The organism is Bacillus sp. BF2-3, assembly GCF_008368795.1.
GTDB lineage: Bacteria > Bacillota > Bacilli > Bacillales > Bacillaceae_G > Bacillus_A > Bacillus_A cereus.
On sequence record NZ_QOSA01000023.1, the window covers coordinates 93,913 to 111,550 of the forward strand.

Consider the following 17,638-nt stretch of genomic DNA (forward strand, 5'->3'; position numbering starts at 1 on the left):
AAGATTTGCATATAGTAAAAAATGACCTAGTTCTACACTAGGTCATTTTTTATTAACGAGGGATAGATTGCATTACAGATTGTAACGTTACTCTTTCTTCTTCTGTTAATGGAAGAAGTGGTAAACGTACAGAACCTACATCTAATCCAACCATTTGTAACGCTGTTTTTACTGGAGTTGGACTTGGCGCCATAAATAATGAATCAGTTACTCTTACAAGTAATTGATGTAATTTTTGTGCCTTCTTAAATTCTCCTGTTTGAAATGCTGTAATCATTTCTTGCATTTCGTTTCCAATAACATGAGAGGCTACCGAAACGATACCTTTCGCTCCAACTGCCATAGCTGGTAACGTTAAACCGTCATCACCGCTGTATACCGCAAAGTCGTCCGCTGTTTTTTCAATGATTTCTGTCATTGTTAACACATCGCCGCCGGCATCTTTAATAGCAACAATGTTTTCTATTTCTGATAAACGAACAACTGTATCAACGGAGATTTGTACAATAGATCGTCCTGGAACGTTATATAGCATAACCGGAAGCGGCGTGCTTTCAGCAATTGCTTTAAAATGCTGATACATTCCTTCTTGACTCGGTTTGTTATAATACGGTGCTACTAGCATTACTGCATCCACACCAACTTCTGTTGCCTTTTTAGTTAAGTCAATAGAAGCATGCGTATTATTGCTACCTGTTCCAGCGATTACGGGCACTCTTTTATCGACAACAGATACGACATGGCGATATAACGCTACTTTCTCTTCTGAAGTTAATGTAGGAGATTCTCCTGTCGTTCCTCCTACCACGATTGCTGTTGTACCGTTATCAATTAAATAATTTACCAATTTCGTTGTCTTTGCAAAATCGATATTCCCGTTTATATCAAACGGTGTTACCATCGCGGTTGCAATTGTCCCAAAATCTATCATGGTCTCACTCCTTATTGTTCCAGTTGCTTTTCTTTTGAAAGCTCAAACGCACTATGTAATGCATTTACAGCCTCCACTAAATCAGTTTCTTTTACAAGAACCCAAATTGTTGTATGACTATCTGCCGATTGCAGGATTTGAATACCTTTTTCCGCTAAAGCTGTAACGATTTTCGCAGTAACCCCTGGGTATCCTGCCATTCCAGCCCCAACGATAGATACTTTCGCACAATGTTCTGTCACAATTGGCTCATATCCAAGGTTCTGTAATAATTTAACTGCATGACTTGATACATTATCACTCACCGTATATGCTACGCCAGTAGGTGAAATATTAATTAAATCAACACTTATTCCTTCGTTCGCCATCTCTTTAAACACATGTTGTTGCAAATCATATGCCGTTTCTTTTGCAAGCACTTTAATTTGCGTTACGTTTGATACGTGGGCAATGCCTGTAACAGGACGTTCTTCTACATCACGACCTCTTGTAGCACCGTCATATGCTGAAATAAGCGTACCTTCACTATCAGAATACGTAGAACGTACACGAAGTGGCACTTTTGCATGCATCGCAATTTCAACTGCACGTGGATGAACGACTTTCGCACCTTGATAAGCCATGTTACAAATTTCGTTATACGTTACAGTTTGAAGATGACGTGCATCTTTTACAATACGAGGATCCGCAGTCATAACACCTTCTACATCAGTGAATATATCGATGTATTCAGCATGAAGTGCAACACCTAATGCTGAAGCTGAAGTATCACTACCTCCGCGTCCAAGTGTTGTCGTATCACCTTTTTTCGTTTGTCCCTGGAATCCTGTAACGACGATTACATCTACATTTTCTAACTCTTCATGTATACGATCGCAATTCATTTCAATAATCTTTGCATTCGTAAAGTCATCATTCGTTACAAAACCAGCTTGTGCACCATTTAATGCTGCTGCTTTTATACCGTTCTCATTCAACATATTAGAGAAAACAATTGCAGAGATTAACTCTCCACACGATAATAATAAATCTTGCTCACGCTTAGAAATAGTAGATTCCTCTTGATTTACAAGACTTAATAACGTATCCGTTGCATATGGTTCACCTTTACGGCCCATAGCAGATACGACAGTAACTACTTTATAACCAGCAGCTAATGATTTTTTTATATGATGAAGCGCATGCTTACGTCCATTGTCATCACGTACTGATGTGCCACCAAATTTTTGAACAATTATTTTCATATTTTGCACCTTCTCTTAGCCGTTTACACTAATTGTAATTTTACTAAGCGCTCTGCAATTTGAACAGAATTCCATGCAGCGCCTTTTAATAAGTTATCAGATACGACCCAAAGATGGAATCCTTTATCGTTATTTAAATCTTTACGGATTCTTCCAACGAATACTTCGTTTTTACCTACTGCAGTAGCTGGCATTGGATATAACTGCTCTTCTGGATTATCTTGTAGAACAATACCTTCCGCATTTGCAAGTAAGCTCTTTAATTCTGCTACTGTTACGCCTTCTTTTTCTACTTCGATGTAAACAGACTCAGAGTGTCCTGATACAACTGGTAAACGTACACATGTTGCCGCTACTTCTAATTCAGGCATATGCATAATTTTTTTCGTTTCGTTAATCATTTTCATTTCTTCAAACGTAAATCCATTATCTTGGAATTTATCAATCTGTGGAATCGCATTAAAAGCAATTGGGAAATGCTTCTTATCACCTGATACAGGAAGAACATTTGCCTTAACTTCTTCGCCATTTAAGATTGCTTGTGATTGTTCATGCAGTTCTTCAATAGCTGCCGCACCAGCACCTGATACAGCTTGATATGTGGAAACGATTACTCGTTTTAAACCATATTGCTGACGAACTGGCTCAAGAGCTACTACCATTTGAATTGTAGAACAGTTTGGATTTGCAATAATACCATTATGTTCTTTTAAGTCGTTTTCATTTACTTCAGGTACAACAAGTGGCACGTTTTCTGTCATACGGAATGCACTTGTATTATCAACAACAATCGCACCGCGTTTTGCTGCTTCTGGCGCTAATTGTTTCGATACAGATCCACCAGCACTAAATAGTGCAATATCTACTCCTTCAAAGCTTTCAGGAGTTGCCTCTTGAACTGTAAATTCTTCGCCTTTAAATACAAGTTTCTTACCTGCAGATCGTTTAGATGAAAGTAACGTTAATTTCCCGATTGGAAATTCTCGTTTCTCTAAAGTATTTAACATTTGTTCACCAACTGCGCCGGTTGCTCCAACTACAGCGACATGAAAAGTTTTTTGCTTTTCCATCACTATGCCCCTTTCTAGATACCAATCCTTCTATAACTTAGAATCAGAAGGAGTATACAATACCCCTTCTAATCTTAATAACGTTAATTTTATCATATTCTACAGTAAGAATGATGGTTTCATCAAAAATTGTCCGTTTTTTTTCGTTTTTTAATTCATATATCTGAATTTTTCTACGACAACCGGTTGCAATTGCTTCCCTTGCAGCGCTTCTAACACTGTATCTTCAAGCAACTCCATGCGAGCTACCATTGAGTTCGGTTTTTTCTCTGGTGCATCTTGCCCGAATGGGACGAAGTAGATGTTTTTTGTTGCCATTAGGCGCATGAGATTTACCCCATTTAATCCTAAAGCATCATTCGTCGAAACTGCCAATACGACAGGCTTGCCATTTCTTAGCGTCGCTTTTGCTGCCATTAGTACTGGAGAATCTGTCATTGCATTTGCAAATTTACTCATAGAATTTCCTGTTAAAGGAGCGATTACCATGCAGTCTAATGGAATTTTAGGTCCAAGTGGCTCTGCTCCAACAATTGAATTAATTGCTTTAAAACCTGTTATTTCTTCAATCTTCTTAATCCACTCTGCTCCTTCTCCAAATCTAGTATTTGTTGATTGAACAGTGTATGAAACAACAGGACGTACTTCTGCTCCTTCAGCAATTAATTTTTCTAAGTGCGGCATAACTTCCTCATACGTACAATGTGAACCTGTAAATCCGAAACCAATTCGTTTCCCCTTCAAACTCATTTCTTTTCCTCCTCCTTTGCGATTGCATCTGCTGCTAATAACTGAGAAAGAACATTTGCTAAGATTTGCCCAGCCGTTTTTGGGGCAACAATACCTGGTAATCCAGGTGCTAGCAATGCTTTGACTCCTCTTTTTTCTGCATATCTAAAGTCGGTACCGCCTGGTTTAGAAGCTAAATCAATCACTAACGTATGAGCTGGCATTTTTGCAATAACATTCGCTGTTACAACGAGGTGTGGAATCGTATTAATTACAATATCGATATTTCCTACTTTTTTCTCTATGTCTTGCATATGAAAAGGAGAAAACATCATTTCTGTAATACGTGCAATATGTTCAGATCGTCTTGCTCCAACTTTGACATGGGCTCCTAATGATTGAAATGCTCTCGCAACACTCATTCCTGTTCTACCAAATCCTAGAACCATTACATTGGACCCATGAATTGTATAGTCGGTATGTTGAATTACCATCATTAATGTACCTTCTACCGTTGGAATAGAATTGTATATTGCTACATCATCACGATCAAATAATTTAACAAGTTTTCGGTTCGTAGTAGATACGAGATTTTCCAAGTAAGGTGTACCAATACCTGAATATATAGTAAAGTGTTCTGGTGTATTTTCAATTTGTTCTTTCGTTATTGAAACTTTTTCATTTGAAAAAATAGTATCTACTTCTCCTTTGGCATTTGTACCGGCAACCGGCAAAATAATTGCGTCTACAGAAGTGAAATCTAAATTTTGTATACTTTCTTTTGCTGCCCCTGTGAAACCATGATCTAACTGATCAAAACCTATCAAAGAAAGTTTCGCATCCAATTCAACTAGCTTACGAATTACTTCTAGCTGCCTTGCATCTCCTCCTATGACAGCAATATGCATCTCAGTCAACATTCCCTAATTCACCTTCTTTTTCTGTCATTTATAAGAAAAGTGCCTACTTTTTCTTTTTCCTCCACATCATATGTAATGTACGAGTTTATGGTGATTGAAAATCCAAATGCACATATGATTTATCAGGTTTCTATGTAGATACAAAAAAAGATGACCAAAATGGCCATCCTTCACTCCGAATTTGAACGATCTATACTATCACAAAGAAGCATATCGTGTCCGACTTTCTTTATTTGACTCCATGCCACCCTTACTTCTTGTGGTTCCTTTTTAAAACCTCCCCACTTCCCTACAGGTATTATAAGTGTTTGTATTTGCCCGTCTTTCTCATTAATCTCTAAATCCATATAACCTAAGACTCCCATTTTTTCCGCTTTTTCTATATCTACAACCTCTTTACCACTTAATTCACTTAATCGCATACACACTCCACTCCCCTAATGAATTTTTCATTTGCATTGTCTATAATTAGTACCTATTCTATATGTATAAAAAAAATAACCTTCTCTCATTTAAAAAGAGAGAAGGTTATTTTTTATACATCGTAAAAATTGATTATAGTTTTATTCCTTTTGGAAGTTTTCCGTCTGGACTAATAAGTGCCGCAGAGAACTCGTCAGTAAACATATTGCGAATTAATCCGTCCACATTTTCTTTTGTTACAGTGTTTACACTTTCAATAATCTCATCAAGTGAACGATGTTTACGAAGAAGCAATTCATTTTTACCGTTACGGCTCATACGGCTATTTGTACTTTCTAAACTTAACATTAAGTTTCCTTTTAATTGCTCTTTACTATTCATAAGCTCTTTTTCTGTAATACCTGTATTTTTCAATGTCTCTAATGTTTCTTGCATTGTTTCATACAATGTATCTAATTGTTGGCTACCTGTTCCACCGTAAAGTGTTAACATGCCTGTATCTTCATAAGAAGAGTGGTAAGAAAATACTGAGTAAGCTAATCCACGTTGCTCACGTACTTCTTGGAATAAACGGCTACTCATGCTACCGCCTAAAACATTATTTAATACAATTAAGTTATAAATATCTTCGTGTCCCATTTGTAAGCCTTTATATCCTAGACATAAATGAGCTTGTTCCGTTTCTTTTTTACGGGCTACCTTATTGAAATGGAAAATTGGGCTATGTACTTGTTCACGGTTTGTTGTTCCTTCATAACTACCGAAATATTGCTCCACTGTTTGTAAAAATGCTTCATCAATATTTCCTGCGATTGATACAACTACATTTTCAGGTGTGTAATGATCTTTTATATATTGACGTAACGTATCACCTGTAAACGTATTAAGCGTTTCTTCTGTTCCTAAAATAGGATATCCAAGTGGATGCGTTTCATATGTTGCTTTCGTTAACATATCATGCACAATATCATCTGGAGCATCTTCGTACATTTTAATTTCTTCACATACGACATTCTTCTCTTTTTTCAGTTCTTCCTCATCAAATGTTGAATTAAAGAACATGTCTGCTAAAACATCTAAAGCATATTTAGCATGCTCATCTAATACTTTTGCATAGTAACATGTATATTCTTTTGAAGTAAATGCATTCACTTGACCACCAATGCTATCAAATGATTCTGCAATCTCTCGTGCACTACGTGTTTCTGTCCCTTTAAAGAACATATGCTCTAAAAAGTGAGAAATCCCGTTATTTTTTTCATTTTCATTTCTTGATCCCGCATGGATCCAAATACCAATCGCAACCGATCTTACAGTTGGTATATTCTCCATAACTATTCTTACACCATTTTTACAAGTATATTTTTTAATCAAAAACTTTCCTCCTACTGCCAGTTTCTCTAAATAAGTGCTATTATTTAATGATAACAAGTTTAAGGATGAATGTCATGCAAATGTATTTAATCCACACGTTTTTCATCCAGTAATTCTGTTATATTCCCCACTTTATATCCTTGTTCCTTCAATTTTTTAATCATTGTATCTAATGCTTCTGCCGTTGACGAAGTAGGATGCATTAATACGATAGCACCTGGGTGTATTTTTCTCATTACTCTCTGCAATAGTACATCTGGCTCAGGTCGCTTCCAATCGATTGTATCGACAGTCCACATAATCGTTCCCATTTGGAAATCATCAGCGATTTTCACGACTTCATCCCGAAAACTTCCACTCGGCGGGGCAAACCATCTTACTTTTTGATTCGTTACTACTTCTATCATTCGATTTGTTTTTTGTAACTGCTCTCGTATTTCATCAGACGATAGCGTTTTCATATTAGGGTGCGTATAAGAATGATTTCCGACTTCTTGATTTGCATCGACAATCATTTTTGCAAATCGTAAATTTTCTTTCACCCAACGTCCTTCTAAAAAGAAAGTGGCCTTCACATCATGCTTTTTCAATATCTCTAATATGCGAGGCAAATACTCATTTCCCCATGCCACATTTATTGTTAATCCTACCATCTTTTTATTTGGATGGCCTCTATAAATTGGAGCGGGTGATAAATCTTCTAAATGAACACTCGGTGAGACTTCTTTGAATTCAAGATATTTTTGATCAAATTCCTTTAGCTTCTTCATATTATTATACGATGCTTCAATATCCACTTGTCTTCCATTATATCCAGGTGTTGCCTTCCATATTTTATCAATCATCGCATTTTGAGGTGCAATCTCATACTTTTTTGCATGCTTTTGAATTTCTTCATGCAAGTTATCTTGTGCAAAAACAGAATAAGAGCCTAAACTGACATATAAAGAAAATATACATATGTATGCCAATATACGAACTTTCATATAAACCCTCCCAAATTAACTATATAAAAACATTTTCTTCTTATCTTTGTTAATTTGAGCGTTATAATGAAAACTATACCTATGCTGACATAAAAATATATATAAATCATATTTTTACATAACAAAAAAAGCCAGTTAAACTGGCTTTTACTTATTGCTGCTCTTGTTTGTTTTCTTCTTTAGCAGCTTCTTTTTCTTGCTCTTCTTTTAGCAATACTTTTCTAGATAGATTTACGCGACCTTGCTTGTCAATCTCGATAACTTTAACTGTAATTACATCACCGATTTTTACAACGTCTTCTACTTTACCTACACGCTCAAGTGCAAGTTCAGAAATATGAACTAATCCATCTTTACCGCTGAATAATTCAACGAAAGCACCGAATTTCTCAACACGTTTCACTTTTCCTTCGTAGATTTCACCTACTTGTACTTCGCGAACGATATCTTCGATAATTTTCTTAGCTTTGTCGTTCATTTCTTGGTTTATTGAAGAAATGAATACTGTGCCATCTTGCTCGATGTCAATTTTAACGCCAGTTTCTTCAATAATTTTATTGATTTGTTTACCGCTCGGTCCGATAACGTCACGGATTTTATCTGGATTAATTGTCATTGTAATAATCTTTGGAGCGTACGCTGATAATTCAGTGCGTGGCTCTGGAATAACAGATAACATATGATTTAGAATGTGCACACGACCAACTTTCGCTTGTTGTAATGCCTCTTCTAAAATTTCACGAGATAGACCATCGATTTTAATGTCCATTTGTAGTGCAGTTACACCTTGTGCTGTACCTGCTACTTTAAAGTCCATATCACCTAAATGATCTTCCATACCTTGAATATCAGATAAAATTGTGTAATGCTCACCAGTTTTAACTAGACCCATTGCAATACCTGCAACTGGAGCTTTAAGTGGAACACCAGCATCCATCATTGCTAAAGTACTACCACAAATACTTGCTTGTGAAGTAGAACCATTTGATTCTAAAACTTCAGATACAAGACGTACTGTGTATGGGAAATCTTTTTCAGATGGAATTACAGGCTCAAGTGCGCGTTCTCCTAGTGCACCGTGACCGATTTCACGACGACCTGGTCCACGCATTGGTCTTGTTTCACCAACACTAAATGATGGGAAATTGTAATGGTGCATAAAGCGTTTTGATTCTTCTACACCAAGACCATCTAAAATTTGCACATCGCCTAATGCACCTAATGTACAAATACTTAATGCTTGTGTTTGTCCACGAGTGAACAAACCAGAACCGTGTGTACGAGATAAAATACCAACCTCTGATGCTAATGGACGGATTTCGTCACCTTTACGGCCATCTGGACGGATTTTTTCAACTGTAATAAGACGACGTACTTCTTCTTTTACAATTTTATATAAAATCTCATTTACTTGTCCTAATGTATCAGCGTCAGCTTCCTGCGCTTCGTAATGCTCAATAACACGCTTTTTCACTTCGTTAATTGCATCTTCACGTGCATGTTTCTCATGTACTTGAATTGCTGAATGCATATCTTCTTCAGCCATTTCACGTACAGCTTGGTTAAGATCAGCGTCAACTTCATAAAGTTTCACTTCTGATTTCTCTTTACCTACAGCTTGTACAATCTCTTCTTGGAATGCAATTAGACGTTTAATTTCGTCATGACCAAACATAATTGCTTCTAACATTGTTTCTTCAGGTACTTGATCTGCTCCTGCTTCAACCATGTTAATCGCATCTTTCGTACCAGCTACAACTAAGTGGATATCACTTTGTTCTTGCTGTTCTACTGTTGGGTTAATAACGAATTCGCCATTAATACGGCCAACTGTCGCACCAGCGATTGGACCTTCAAATGGAATATCTGAAATCGATAACGCTAATGAAGAACCAAGCATAGCTGCCATTTCAGAAGAACAATCTTGATCAACACTCATTACAATGCTGACAACTTGTACTTCGTTACGGAAGCCATCTGCGAATAGCGGACGAATTGGACGGTCGATTAAACGACTTGCCAAAATTGCTTTTTCACTTGGACGACCTTCACGCTTAATAAAACCGCCAGGAATTTTTCCGACTGCATATAAACGCTCTTCATAGTTTACTGTAAGTGGGAAGAAATCTACATTTTTTGCTTCTTTTGATGCAGTTGCTGTAGATAGAACCGCTGTATCGCCATATCTTACTAATACTGCTCCGTTCGCTTGTTTTGCAAGCTGACCAGTTTCAACTGTTAGCTGGCGACCAGCTAAATCTATCGAGAAGACTTGCTTTTCTTGACTCATTTAAGTACCCCTCTCAATTTAAAGTATTCAATTCTTCTATGTAAATGGATAGTATATCACAATATTCTACCTCTAGTATTGCCTAAAATTAAGTAAGCTATAAAGCGTAGAAGATATATTTTTACCTAACAAAAAAGCGGGAATATTCCCGCTTCTTTGACTATCGACGTAAGCCAAGCTTTGTGATTAATTCACGGTAACGTGTGATATCGCTATTACGAAGGTAAGTTAGTAAGTTACGACGTTTACCAACCATCTTTAATAGACCACGACGTGAATGATGATCTTTCTTGTGAGTACGTAAGTGCTCGTTTAGAGTGTTAATTTGCTCCGTTAGGACAGCAATTTGAACCTCTGGAGAACCAGTATCAGTCTCATGAGTTCTAAATTGTGCAATGATTTCATTTTTACGTTCTTGTGTTAAAGCCATCCTATTTCACCTCCTATTAATTAAACCCCCAATTACCTAGCAAGCGTCGGTGAGTCGCAATGCCAAGCAATGGTTGTCATAAAGTACATAACATAGAATACTACTTTTCATTTGAAAAAGCAAGTATATTCTTTTCGCTCATAAAATATTCTTGTGCTGTTTTCTTATCTTTTGCGATTTGTTCAACTAACTCATCAATACCGTTGAATTTCTTTTCTGCTCTTATACGCATATGCCACTCTACTGTAACATTTTGATCGTATATATCTTTGTTAAATTCAAATAAGTGCACTTCAATTGATAATTGACGCTCATCTTCTTTAAAAGTCGGTTTATATCCAATATTACATACACCATCGTACCATTCATCGTGAACTTTTAATCTCACTGCATAAACACCTACAGGTGGCAATAAATACTCATCACTTAAACCTACATTAGCTGTCGGGAAACCAATTTGACGCCCACGTTTGTCGCCGTGTATAACTGTTCCCGCTACAGTATAGGCTCTACCTAAAATAGATGGAATTTGCTCCATTTCGCCATTTCGAATTAACTTTCGTAATGCTGTAGAACTTACTTTCTCTTCTTGAAATTCAACTTTTTCAATCACAGTCTGTGTAAACTCCCCTCTTGCATGAAATGGTAAAGTCTCCATCTTTCCTTTTCCTAAACGTCCATATGAATAATCAAACCCTGCTACTACATGCTTTACATTTAAACCAATAATATAATCATCTACAAATTGTTGCGGTAATAACCCTGCAAATGATTCATCAAATTTAATCACATATAATATATCGATTCCTAAGCTTTCGACTATTTTTTCTTTATCACGCATTGGTGTAATATACTCCACATGCGCATCCTTTTTCCCTAAAACAACAGATGGATGAGGATGAAATGTCATAACTGCACTTTTATATCCTCGTTCGTCCGCTATTTTTTTCGCAGTTCGAATTACACATTGATGTCCTAAATGAATGCCATCAAAAAATCCTAATGCCATTACAGTAGGTGGTAATTCTAATTTATTTTGTTCATGTGGATGAGTTAAATGAATAAGTTTCACGCTTGAATTCACCTTTTTCTGTAATAATCCTTCCAATAATTCATTATAGCTTTAGTTCTTGATTATTCACAAGTACTTTCATCGGCTTTAACATGCCAGGATGTTTCGGATGATGTTCATAAATTGCTAAGCAACGATCATTTTTATCAAACACTGTAATAAATGGTGCTGTTATTTCTAATTCATTCTTTAAGAACATACCATTCTTTATTTTCTCTGCTTGCTTTTCATCTACAACCATTTTTGGAAACTTACTTAATGCTTCATCAATTGAAATGAAGATAGACTCTACTGTTCCATTTTGCACGTTTTCTTCAATTTCTTCAAATGATATGCAATCTTCTAATAAAAATTCACCAGATGCCGTTCTTACAAGGTGAGACATATGTGATGGGAAACCAAGTTTCTCCCCGATCATTACAGCTAACGTTCTTACATATGTTCCTTTACTACACGTTACACGGAAACGGAATGAAATATTTTCTCCTTCAAAAACTTCACGATCATCAAGTAATACAAATTCATGAATTGTAATTGTACGAACTGGACGTTCCACCTCTTGTCCTGCTCTTGCATATTCATATAATTTTTTCCCGTTTACTTTTACAGCCGAGAACATTGGTGGCATTTGTTCAATCGTGCCTGTTAATTCCGCAAGGACTTTCTCTACTTCCATACGAGTAATAGTACGATCTACATTTTTCGTTTCAACAACCTCACCAGAAGCGTCTTCAGTTGTCGTTGAAAACCCTAATGTTACTTCACCTTCATATGTTTTCGTTTCACTTGTTAAAAATTGTGCAATTTTCGTTGCTCTTCCAACGCAAATTGGTAATACTCCTGTTACATCTGGATCTAATGTTCCCGTATGACCAATTCTCTTTTCTCGCAATATCTTTCTTAATTTAAATACACAATCATGTGATGTCATGCCTTTTGGCTTATGTAATAATACTACACCTTCCATATATGTTCACCTCATCATAATTCTTTCGTATTAAATATCCAAAACTTATTTTGCATTGAAAAAATGGATAGACAAATGTCTATCCATTATTCTTCACGTTTACCGTCTTTATTAATTTCATGTAAAAGTGTATCAATTCGATGACCATATCCGATAGACTCATCAAACTCAAAGGTAATTTCCGGTGTTTTACGAAGACGAATACGTTGGCCAATTTCTGAACGAATAAAGCCTTTTGCCTTCGCTAAACCTTTTAAAGTATTTTCTTTCTGTTCTTCGTCACCTAAAACAGAAATATATACTTTAGCAATTTGTAAATCACCACTCACTTGTACATCTGTTACTGTAACAAATCCAATACGTGGGTCTTTAATTTTACGACTGATAATATCGCCTAATTCTTTTTTCATTTGCTCGCCCACACGGTTCGCACGTAATTTCATAACTCTTCACCTCATTCAATACCATTCAAAATGTGTTATTGTACGTTCAATTTCAGGAAATGAATCGATGTACTCAAGTACACGATTCATTTCTTTTTCACAGATAACACGATTTGAGGATACGGAAACAATTGCAATTTCTGTACGTTGCCATACATCTTGGTGCCCAACTTCAGAAACAGCTACATTATAGCGCTGTTTCACACGAGTTAACACACGTTGTAAAATTGCACGTTTCTCTTTTAAAGAATGCACATCGTAAATCATACACTCGAATGAGAGTGAAGCGATAATCATCGCTTCACTTCTTCCATAATGTACGCTTCAATGATGTCCCCTTCTTTAAGATCATTATATCTCTCAATTGTAATACCACACTCATAGTTTTGTGCAACTTCTTTTACGTCGTCTTTGAAACGTTTTAACGTATCAAGTTGTCCTTCGAAAATTACTACGCCGTCACGGATAATACGTACGCCACTATCACGCGTAATTTTACCGTCTGTTACATAACAACCTGCGATTGTTCCAACTTTTGTTACTTTAAACGTTTGACGAACTTCTGCTTGACCGATTACTTTTTCTTCGAATTCTGGATCAAGCATACCTTGCATCGCTGCTTCAATCTCTTCGATTACTTTATAAATAATACGGTGTAAACGAATATCAACGTTCTCTAATTCAGCTGTACGCTTCGCGTTCACATCTGGACGTACGTTAAATCCAATTACAATTGCATTAGATGCAGAAGCTAAAATGATATCAGATTCTGTAATCGCACCTACACCAGTGTGAATGATTTTAACTTTTACGCCTTCAACATCAATTTTACGAAGTGATGCTGCCATCGCTTCAACAGAACCTTGTACGTCTGCTTTTACGATTAAGTTAATTTCTTTTACATCGCCCTCTTGGATTTGTTGGAATAAATCTTCAAGGCTTAATTTAGATTTCTCACCACGTTGTGCAACTAACGCTTCTTGTGCACGTGATTCACCAATTTGACGAGCTTTCTTCTCATCAGCGAATGCCATGAAACGATCTCCAGCCTGTGGTACTTCGTTTAAACCAGTAATTTCAACAGGAGTTGATGGACCAGCAACTTTTACACGACGACCAATATCACTTACCATTGCACGAACACGTCCGAATGAAGTTCCAACAACGATTGGATCTCCAACTCGAAGCGTACCGTTTTGAACAAGTAATGTCGCGATAGTTCCTTTACCTTTATCAAGCTGTGCTTCGATTACTGTACCAGTTGCATAGCGGTTTGGATTTGCTTTGTATTCTTCTACTTCACTTACAAGAAGGATCATTTCTAGTAAGTTGTCAATGCCTTCGCCTTGAATTGCAGAAATTGGTACGAAAATAGTATCTCCGCCCCAAGCTTCTGGAACTAATTCATATTCTGTTAGTTCTTGCATTACGCGATCAGGGTTTGCAGCTGGTTTATCCATTTTATTCACAGCAACAATAATTGGTACTCCTGCTGCCTTCGCATGGTTAATTGCTTCAACTGTTTGTGGCATAACACCGTCATCCGCTGCAACAACAAGGATTGTAATATCCGTTACTTGTGCACCACGAGCACGCATCGTTGTAAATGCTGCGTGACCAGGTGTATCTAAGAATGTAATCTTCTTATCGTTTACTTCAACTTGATATGCACCGATATGCTGAGTAATTCCACCCGCTTCGCCTGCAGTTACTTTTGAGTTACGAATAGAATCCAGTAATGTTGTTTTACCGTGGTCAACGTGTCCCATGATTGTAACTACAGCTGGACGTTCTTTTAAGTTCTCTTCATCATCTTGCTCATCAATGAATGTTTCAAACTCAGTCTCGCTCACAATTACTTCTTCTTCTACTTCAATACCGTAGTCGTTAGCAATTAACTCAATTGTATCTTTATCCAAGTCTTGGTTAATTGTTGCCATAATTCCAAGCATGAAGAGCTTCTTAATAATTTCAGATGGCTCTTTGCTTAATTTTTTAGCAAGATCTCCTACTGTAAGGCTTCCAGAGAAAGTAATTTTATCTGGTGTTTCTACAATTTGAGTTTGTTGTCTACCAGCAAAGTTCTCTTGACGTTTGTCTTCGTTTCCTTTGCCTTTTTTCTTTTTCTTATTGCTGTTCTTTTTACTGCGAACAACTTTTTCTTCTACTTCAAACTCATCTGCAACAGAAGGTTTTTCAGTTTGATATTCATTATCTAATTTATTTACTACTTCATCGTCTAACATTGTCATATGATTCGAAACCTCGATATTCATTTCTTTTAGTTTTGTCATAAGATCTTTACTTGAGATATTATGTTTTTTTGCATATTCATGCACTCGAATTTTACTCATACCTTCACCCCCGGTAATTTGTATCGAGCATGCTACGCAGCTTTTTCGCAAAGCCTTCATCTAACACAGCTACAACGACTCGCTCATCTCTCCCAATCGCATGCCCTAATTGTTGTCGATTTTCGACCTTTCTCATTGGTACGTTGTAGTACGTAGTTTTATCTGTGATGCGTTTTGTAGTATTTACTGACGCATCTTCAGATAGCAATACAAGTTTTGCTTTGCCACTTCGTACTTCTTTTAAAACGAGTTCTTCACCCGAAATAATTTTCCGAGCCCGGTTTGCTAGTCCTAAAAACGATTTCCAATCGGACACTTATTTCGACTCCTTCTCAACAAGCTCAAGAAGCTCTTCATATAAAGAACCGTCGATTTTCGCTTTTAGATGATGTTCCAAAACATTTTTCTTTTGAGCTTGAAGAATGCTCTCCTTGTCCTTCGACAAGTAAGCACCTCGTCCTGATTTTTTCCCAGTTAAATCAATGGACACTTCTCCCTCTTTGGAACGAACAATGCGAACGAGCTCTCGTTTTGATTTCATTTCTTGCGTTGCAACACATTTTCGTAACGGAACTTTTCGATTGCTCATACTCATCACCTCTATTCGATTTCGTCTTCCACTGAATCGAATCCAAATGCGATTACGCTATCTTCTTCTGTTACAATACCAAGTTGTTTCGCATCAGACTCACTCTTAATGTCAATTTTCCAGCCTGTTAATTTAGCTGCAAGACGTGCATTTTGTCCACGCTTACCGATAGCTAATGATAGCTGGTGGTCTGGAACAACTACTGTTGTCGCTTTTTCTTCTTCATCTACAAGTACTTTAACAACTTGTGATGGGCTTAATGCATTTGCAACATATTCAACTGGATCATTTGACCAGCGAACGATGTCAATTTTTTCACCTTTTAATTCGTCTACAATGCGTTGTACACGTTGCCCTTTTGGTCCTACACAAGAACCAACTGGATCAACATCAGTGTTCTCTGCATATACAGAGATCTTAGAGCGATCGCCAGCTTCACGTGCTACAGAACGAATTTCTACAGTTCCATCATAGATTTCAGGAACTTCCATTTCGAATAAACGTTTTAAAAGACCAGGATGTGTACGTGATACGTAAATTTGTGGTCCTTTTGTCGTTTTTTCTACTTTCGTAATGAATACGCGAATACGATCATGTGGCTTGTATTGCTCATTAGGCATTTGCTCACTTACAGGTAATAAAGCTTCTACTTTTCCTAAGCTTACATAGATGAAACGAGCATCTTGACGTTGTACAATACCTACCATAATATCTTCTTCACGATCACTAAACTCAGAGTAAATAACACCGCGCTCTGCTTCACGCACTCGTTGTGTTACAACTTGTTTTGCAGTTTGTGCTGCAATACGACCAAAGTCTTTTGGTGTTACTTCAATTTCTAGTACGTCACCATCTTGGTAGTTTGGATTAATTTGTCTTGCTTCCTCTACAGAAATTTCAAGACGTGGATCAAACACATTGTCTACTACGTCTTTACGTGCTAAAACTTGAATTGTTCCCACTTCTGGGTTAAAGCTCACACGAACGTTTTGTGCTTGATTAAAATTGCGCTTATAAGCAGAGATTAAAGCTGCTTCAATCGCATCAATAATAATGTCTTTGCTAATGCCTTTTTCAGATTCTAATACGAGCAAAGCATCTAATAACTCAGTGCTCATGAAGATCCCCCTTCTAACTAAAACGTAACAGCAAGTCGCGCATTTGCGACTTTATCCATCGAAATTTGGATTTCTTTTTTACGTGTTTTAATTGTTAATAATAATGTTATTGTTGTACCATCGTAAGAAAGCAGTTTTCCTTCAAACATCTTTTCACCATCAATCGGCTCATATGTTTTAATTGCCACTTGTTTTCCTACCGCTTGCTGGAAGTCTTTTTCTTTCTTTAATGGGCGTTCCGCTCCAGGAGATGATACATCCAAAAAGTAAAGATGAGGAATTGGATCCTCTTTATCTAAAGCTTCGCTTAAACGTTCACTTACCGCACCGCATTCTTCAATGTCGACTCCCTTTTCAGAATCGATGAATACGCGTAAGAACCAGTCTTGTCCTTCTTTCACATACTCTACATCTACAAGTTCAAGATTTAACTCTTCAACGATCGGCTGCGCAAATGCTTCTACAACTTCTGTGACTTTCTTATCCATAAACAGCCTCCTTCCTGCCGTCATGTACCATTTAAAAGAAGAAGACCCCGCCAATTTAAAAACGGTCTATCTTATTCTTTCTCGTTAGCTAACAAAAGCCCCTGCTGTTCAGCAGGGATTATCTGTCTTAGTATTACCAAATTTAAGAAGTAAAACTTGTAACAAAATATGTATATACGACAGAAATCTTTTACCTATCTACGTAGATAA

Annotated in this window: 19 protein-coding genes; all 19 read right to left on the reverse strand. The window is 36.9% G+C overall.

What is annotated here, in order from left to right; all coding sequences use genetic code 11:
• Nucleotides 1–52: 52 nt before the first annotated feature.
• Nucleotides 53–931, reverse strand: a complete 879-nt coding sequence (gene dapA, locus DN401_RS17805) for a 4-hydroxy-tetrahydrodipicolinate synthase (protein WP_000564765.1) — start codon at nt 929–931, stop codon at nt 53–55.
• A gap of 11 nt (nt 932–942) precedes the next feature.
• A complete protein-coding gene (gene dapG / locus DN401_RS17810) occupies nt 943–2,175 on the reverse strand; it encodes an aspartate kinase (protein WP_000692451.1) in 1,233 nt (410 codons plus the stop codon).
• 23 nt (nt 2,176–2,198) lie between these two features.
• Entirely contained in the window at nt 2,199–3,245 is a 1,047-nt protein-coding gene (asd, locus tag DN401_RS17815; protein WP_000414846.1) for an aspartate-semialdehyde dehydrogenase, read from the reverse strand.
• 150 nt (nt 3,246–3,395) lie between these two features.
• Nucleotides 3,396–3,995 carry a dipicolinate synthase subunit B gene (gene dpaB, locus DN401_RS17820; protein ID WP_000053596.1) on the reverse strand — a complete coding sequence of 200 codons (600 nt, stop codon included), beginning with the start codon at nt 3,993–3,995 and terminating at the stop codon, nt 3,396–3,398.
• Nucleotides 3,992–4,894 carry a dipicolinic acid synthetase subunit A gene (dpaA, locus tag DN401_RS17825; protein WP_000954739.1) on the reverse strand — a complete coding sequence of 301 codons (903 nt, stop codon included), beginning with the start codon at nt 4,892–4,894 and terminating at the stop codon, nt 3,992–3,994. The genes dpaB and dpaA overlap by 4 nt, the downstream gene beginning before the upstream one ends.
• 170 nt (nt 4,895–5,064) lie before the next feature.
• Entirely contained in the window at nt 5,065–5,316 is a 252-nt protein-coding gene (locus DN401_RS17830) for a YlmC/YmxH family sporulation protein (RefSeq protein WP_001239759.1), read from the reverse strand.
• Between the two features lie 133 nt (nt 5,317–5,449).
• Nucleotides 5,450–6,691, reverse strand: coding sequence for a M16 family metallopeptidase (locus tag DN401_RS17835; protein ID WP_000592996.1), 1,242 nt, complete (start codon nt 6,689–6,691; stop codon nt 5,450–5,452).
• 86 nt (nt 6,692–6,777) lie between these two features.
• A complete protein-coding gene (locus tag DN401_RS17840; protein ID WP_000868217.1) occupies nt 6,778–7,677 on the reverse strand; it encodes a polysaccharide deacetylase family protein in 900 nt (299 codons plus the stop codon).
• 151 nt (nt 7,678–7,828) lie between these two features.
• A complete protein-coding gene (gene pnp / locus DN401_RS17845) occupies nt 7,829–9,967 on the reverse strand; it encodes a polyribonucleotide nucleotidyltransferase (protein ID WP_000076737.1) in 2,139 nt (712 codons plus the stop codon).
• Between the two features lie 160 nt (nt 9,968–10,127).
• The gene (gene rpsO, locus DN401_RS17850) at nt 10,128–10,397 is read right to left on the reverse strand and encodes a 30S ribosomal protein S15 (protein ID WP_001229392.1); all 270 of its coding nucleotides are present in this window, start codon (nt 10,395–10,397) and stop codon (nt 10,128–10,130) included.
• Nucleotides 10,398–10,497: 100 nt separating this feature from the next.
• Nucleotides 10,498–11,469, reverse strand: a complete 972-nt coding sequence (gene ribF, locus DN401_RS17855; protein WP_000766706.1) for a bifunctional riboflavin kinase/FAD synthetase — start codon at nt 11,467–11,469, stop codon at nt 10,498–10,500.
• Nucleotides 11,470–11,512: 43 nt separating this feature from the next.
• Nucleotides 11,513–12,436, reverse strand: coding sequence for a tRNA pseudouridine(55) synthase TruB (gene truB, locus DN401_RS17860; RefSeq protein ID WP_000399352.1), 924 nt, complete (start codon nt 12,434–12,436; stop codon nt 11,513–11,515).
• A gap of 86 nt (nt 12,437–12,522) precedes the next feature.
• Nucleotides 12,523–12,879 carry a 30S ribosome-binding factor RbfA gene (gene rbfA, locus DN401_RS17865; protein WP_000776437.1) on the reverse strand — a complete coding sequence of 119 codons (357 nt, stop codon included), beginning with the start codon at nt 12,877–12,879 and terminating at the stop codon, nt 12,523–12,525.
• 15 nt (nt 12,880–12,894) lie between these two features.
• Nucleotides 12,895–13,176 (reverse strand): DUF503 domain-containing protein, encoded by a 282-nt coding sequence (locus DN401_RS17870; protein WP_149287895.1) that lies wholly within the window; start codon nt 13,174–13,176, stop codon nt 12,895–12,897.
• On the reverse strand, nt 13,173–15,233 hold the full coding sequence (infB, locus tag DN401_RS17875) for a translation initiation factor IF-2 (protein ID WP_000036343.1): 2,061 nt from the start codon (nt 15,231–15,233) through the stop codon (nt 13,173–13,175). Before infB ends, DN401_RS17870 begins: the two co-directional genes overlap by 4 nt.
• Before the next feature lie 4 nt (nt 15,234–15,237).
• Nucleotides 15,238–15,549, reverse strand: coding sequence for a YlxQ family RNA-binding protein (locus tag DN401_RS17880; protein ID WP_001286523.1), 312 nt, complete (start codon nt 15,547–15,549; stop codon nt 15,238–15,240).
• Nucleotides 15,550–15,822, reverse strand: a complete 273-nt coding sequence (gene rnpM, locus DN401_RS17885; protein WP_000071127.1) for an RNase P modulator RnpM — start codon at nt 15,820–15,822, stop codon at nt 15,550–15,552.
• An 11-nt stretch (nt 15,823–15,833) separates the two neighbouring features.
• Nucleotides 15,834–16,940, reverse strand: coding sequence for a transcription termination factor NusA (nusA, locus tag DN401_RS17890; protein WP_000102604.1), 1,107 nt, complete (start codon nt 16,938–16,940; stop codon nt 15,834–15,836).
• Between the two features lie 17 nt (nt 16,941–16,957).
• Nucleotides 16,958–17,428, reverse strand: coding sequence for a ribosome maturation factor RimP (gene rimP, locus DN401_RS17895; protein WP_000359096.1), 471 nt, complete (start codon nt 17,426–17,428; stop codon nt 16,958–16,960).
• Nucleotides 17,429–17,638: the final 210 nt, after the last annotated feature.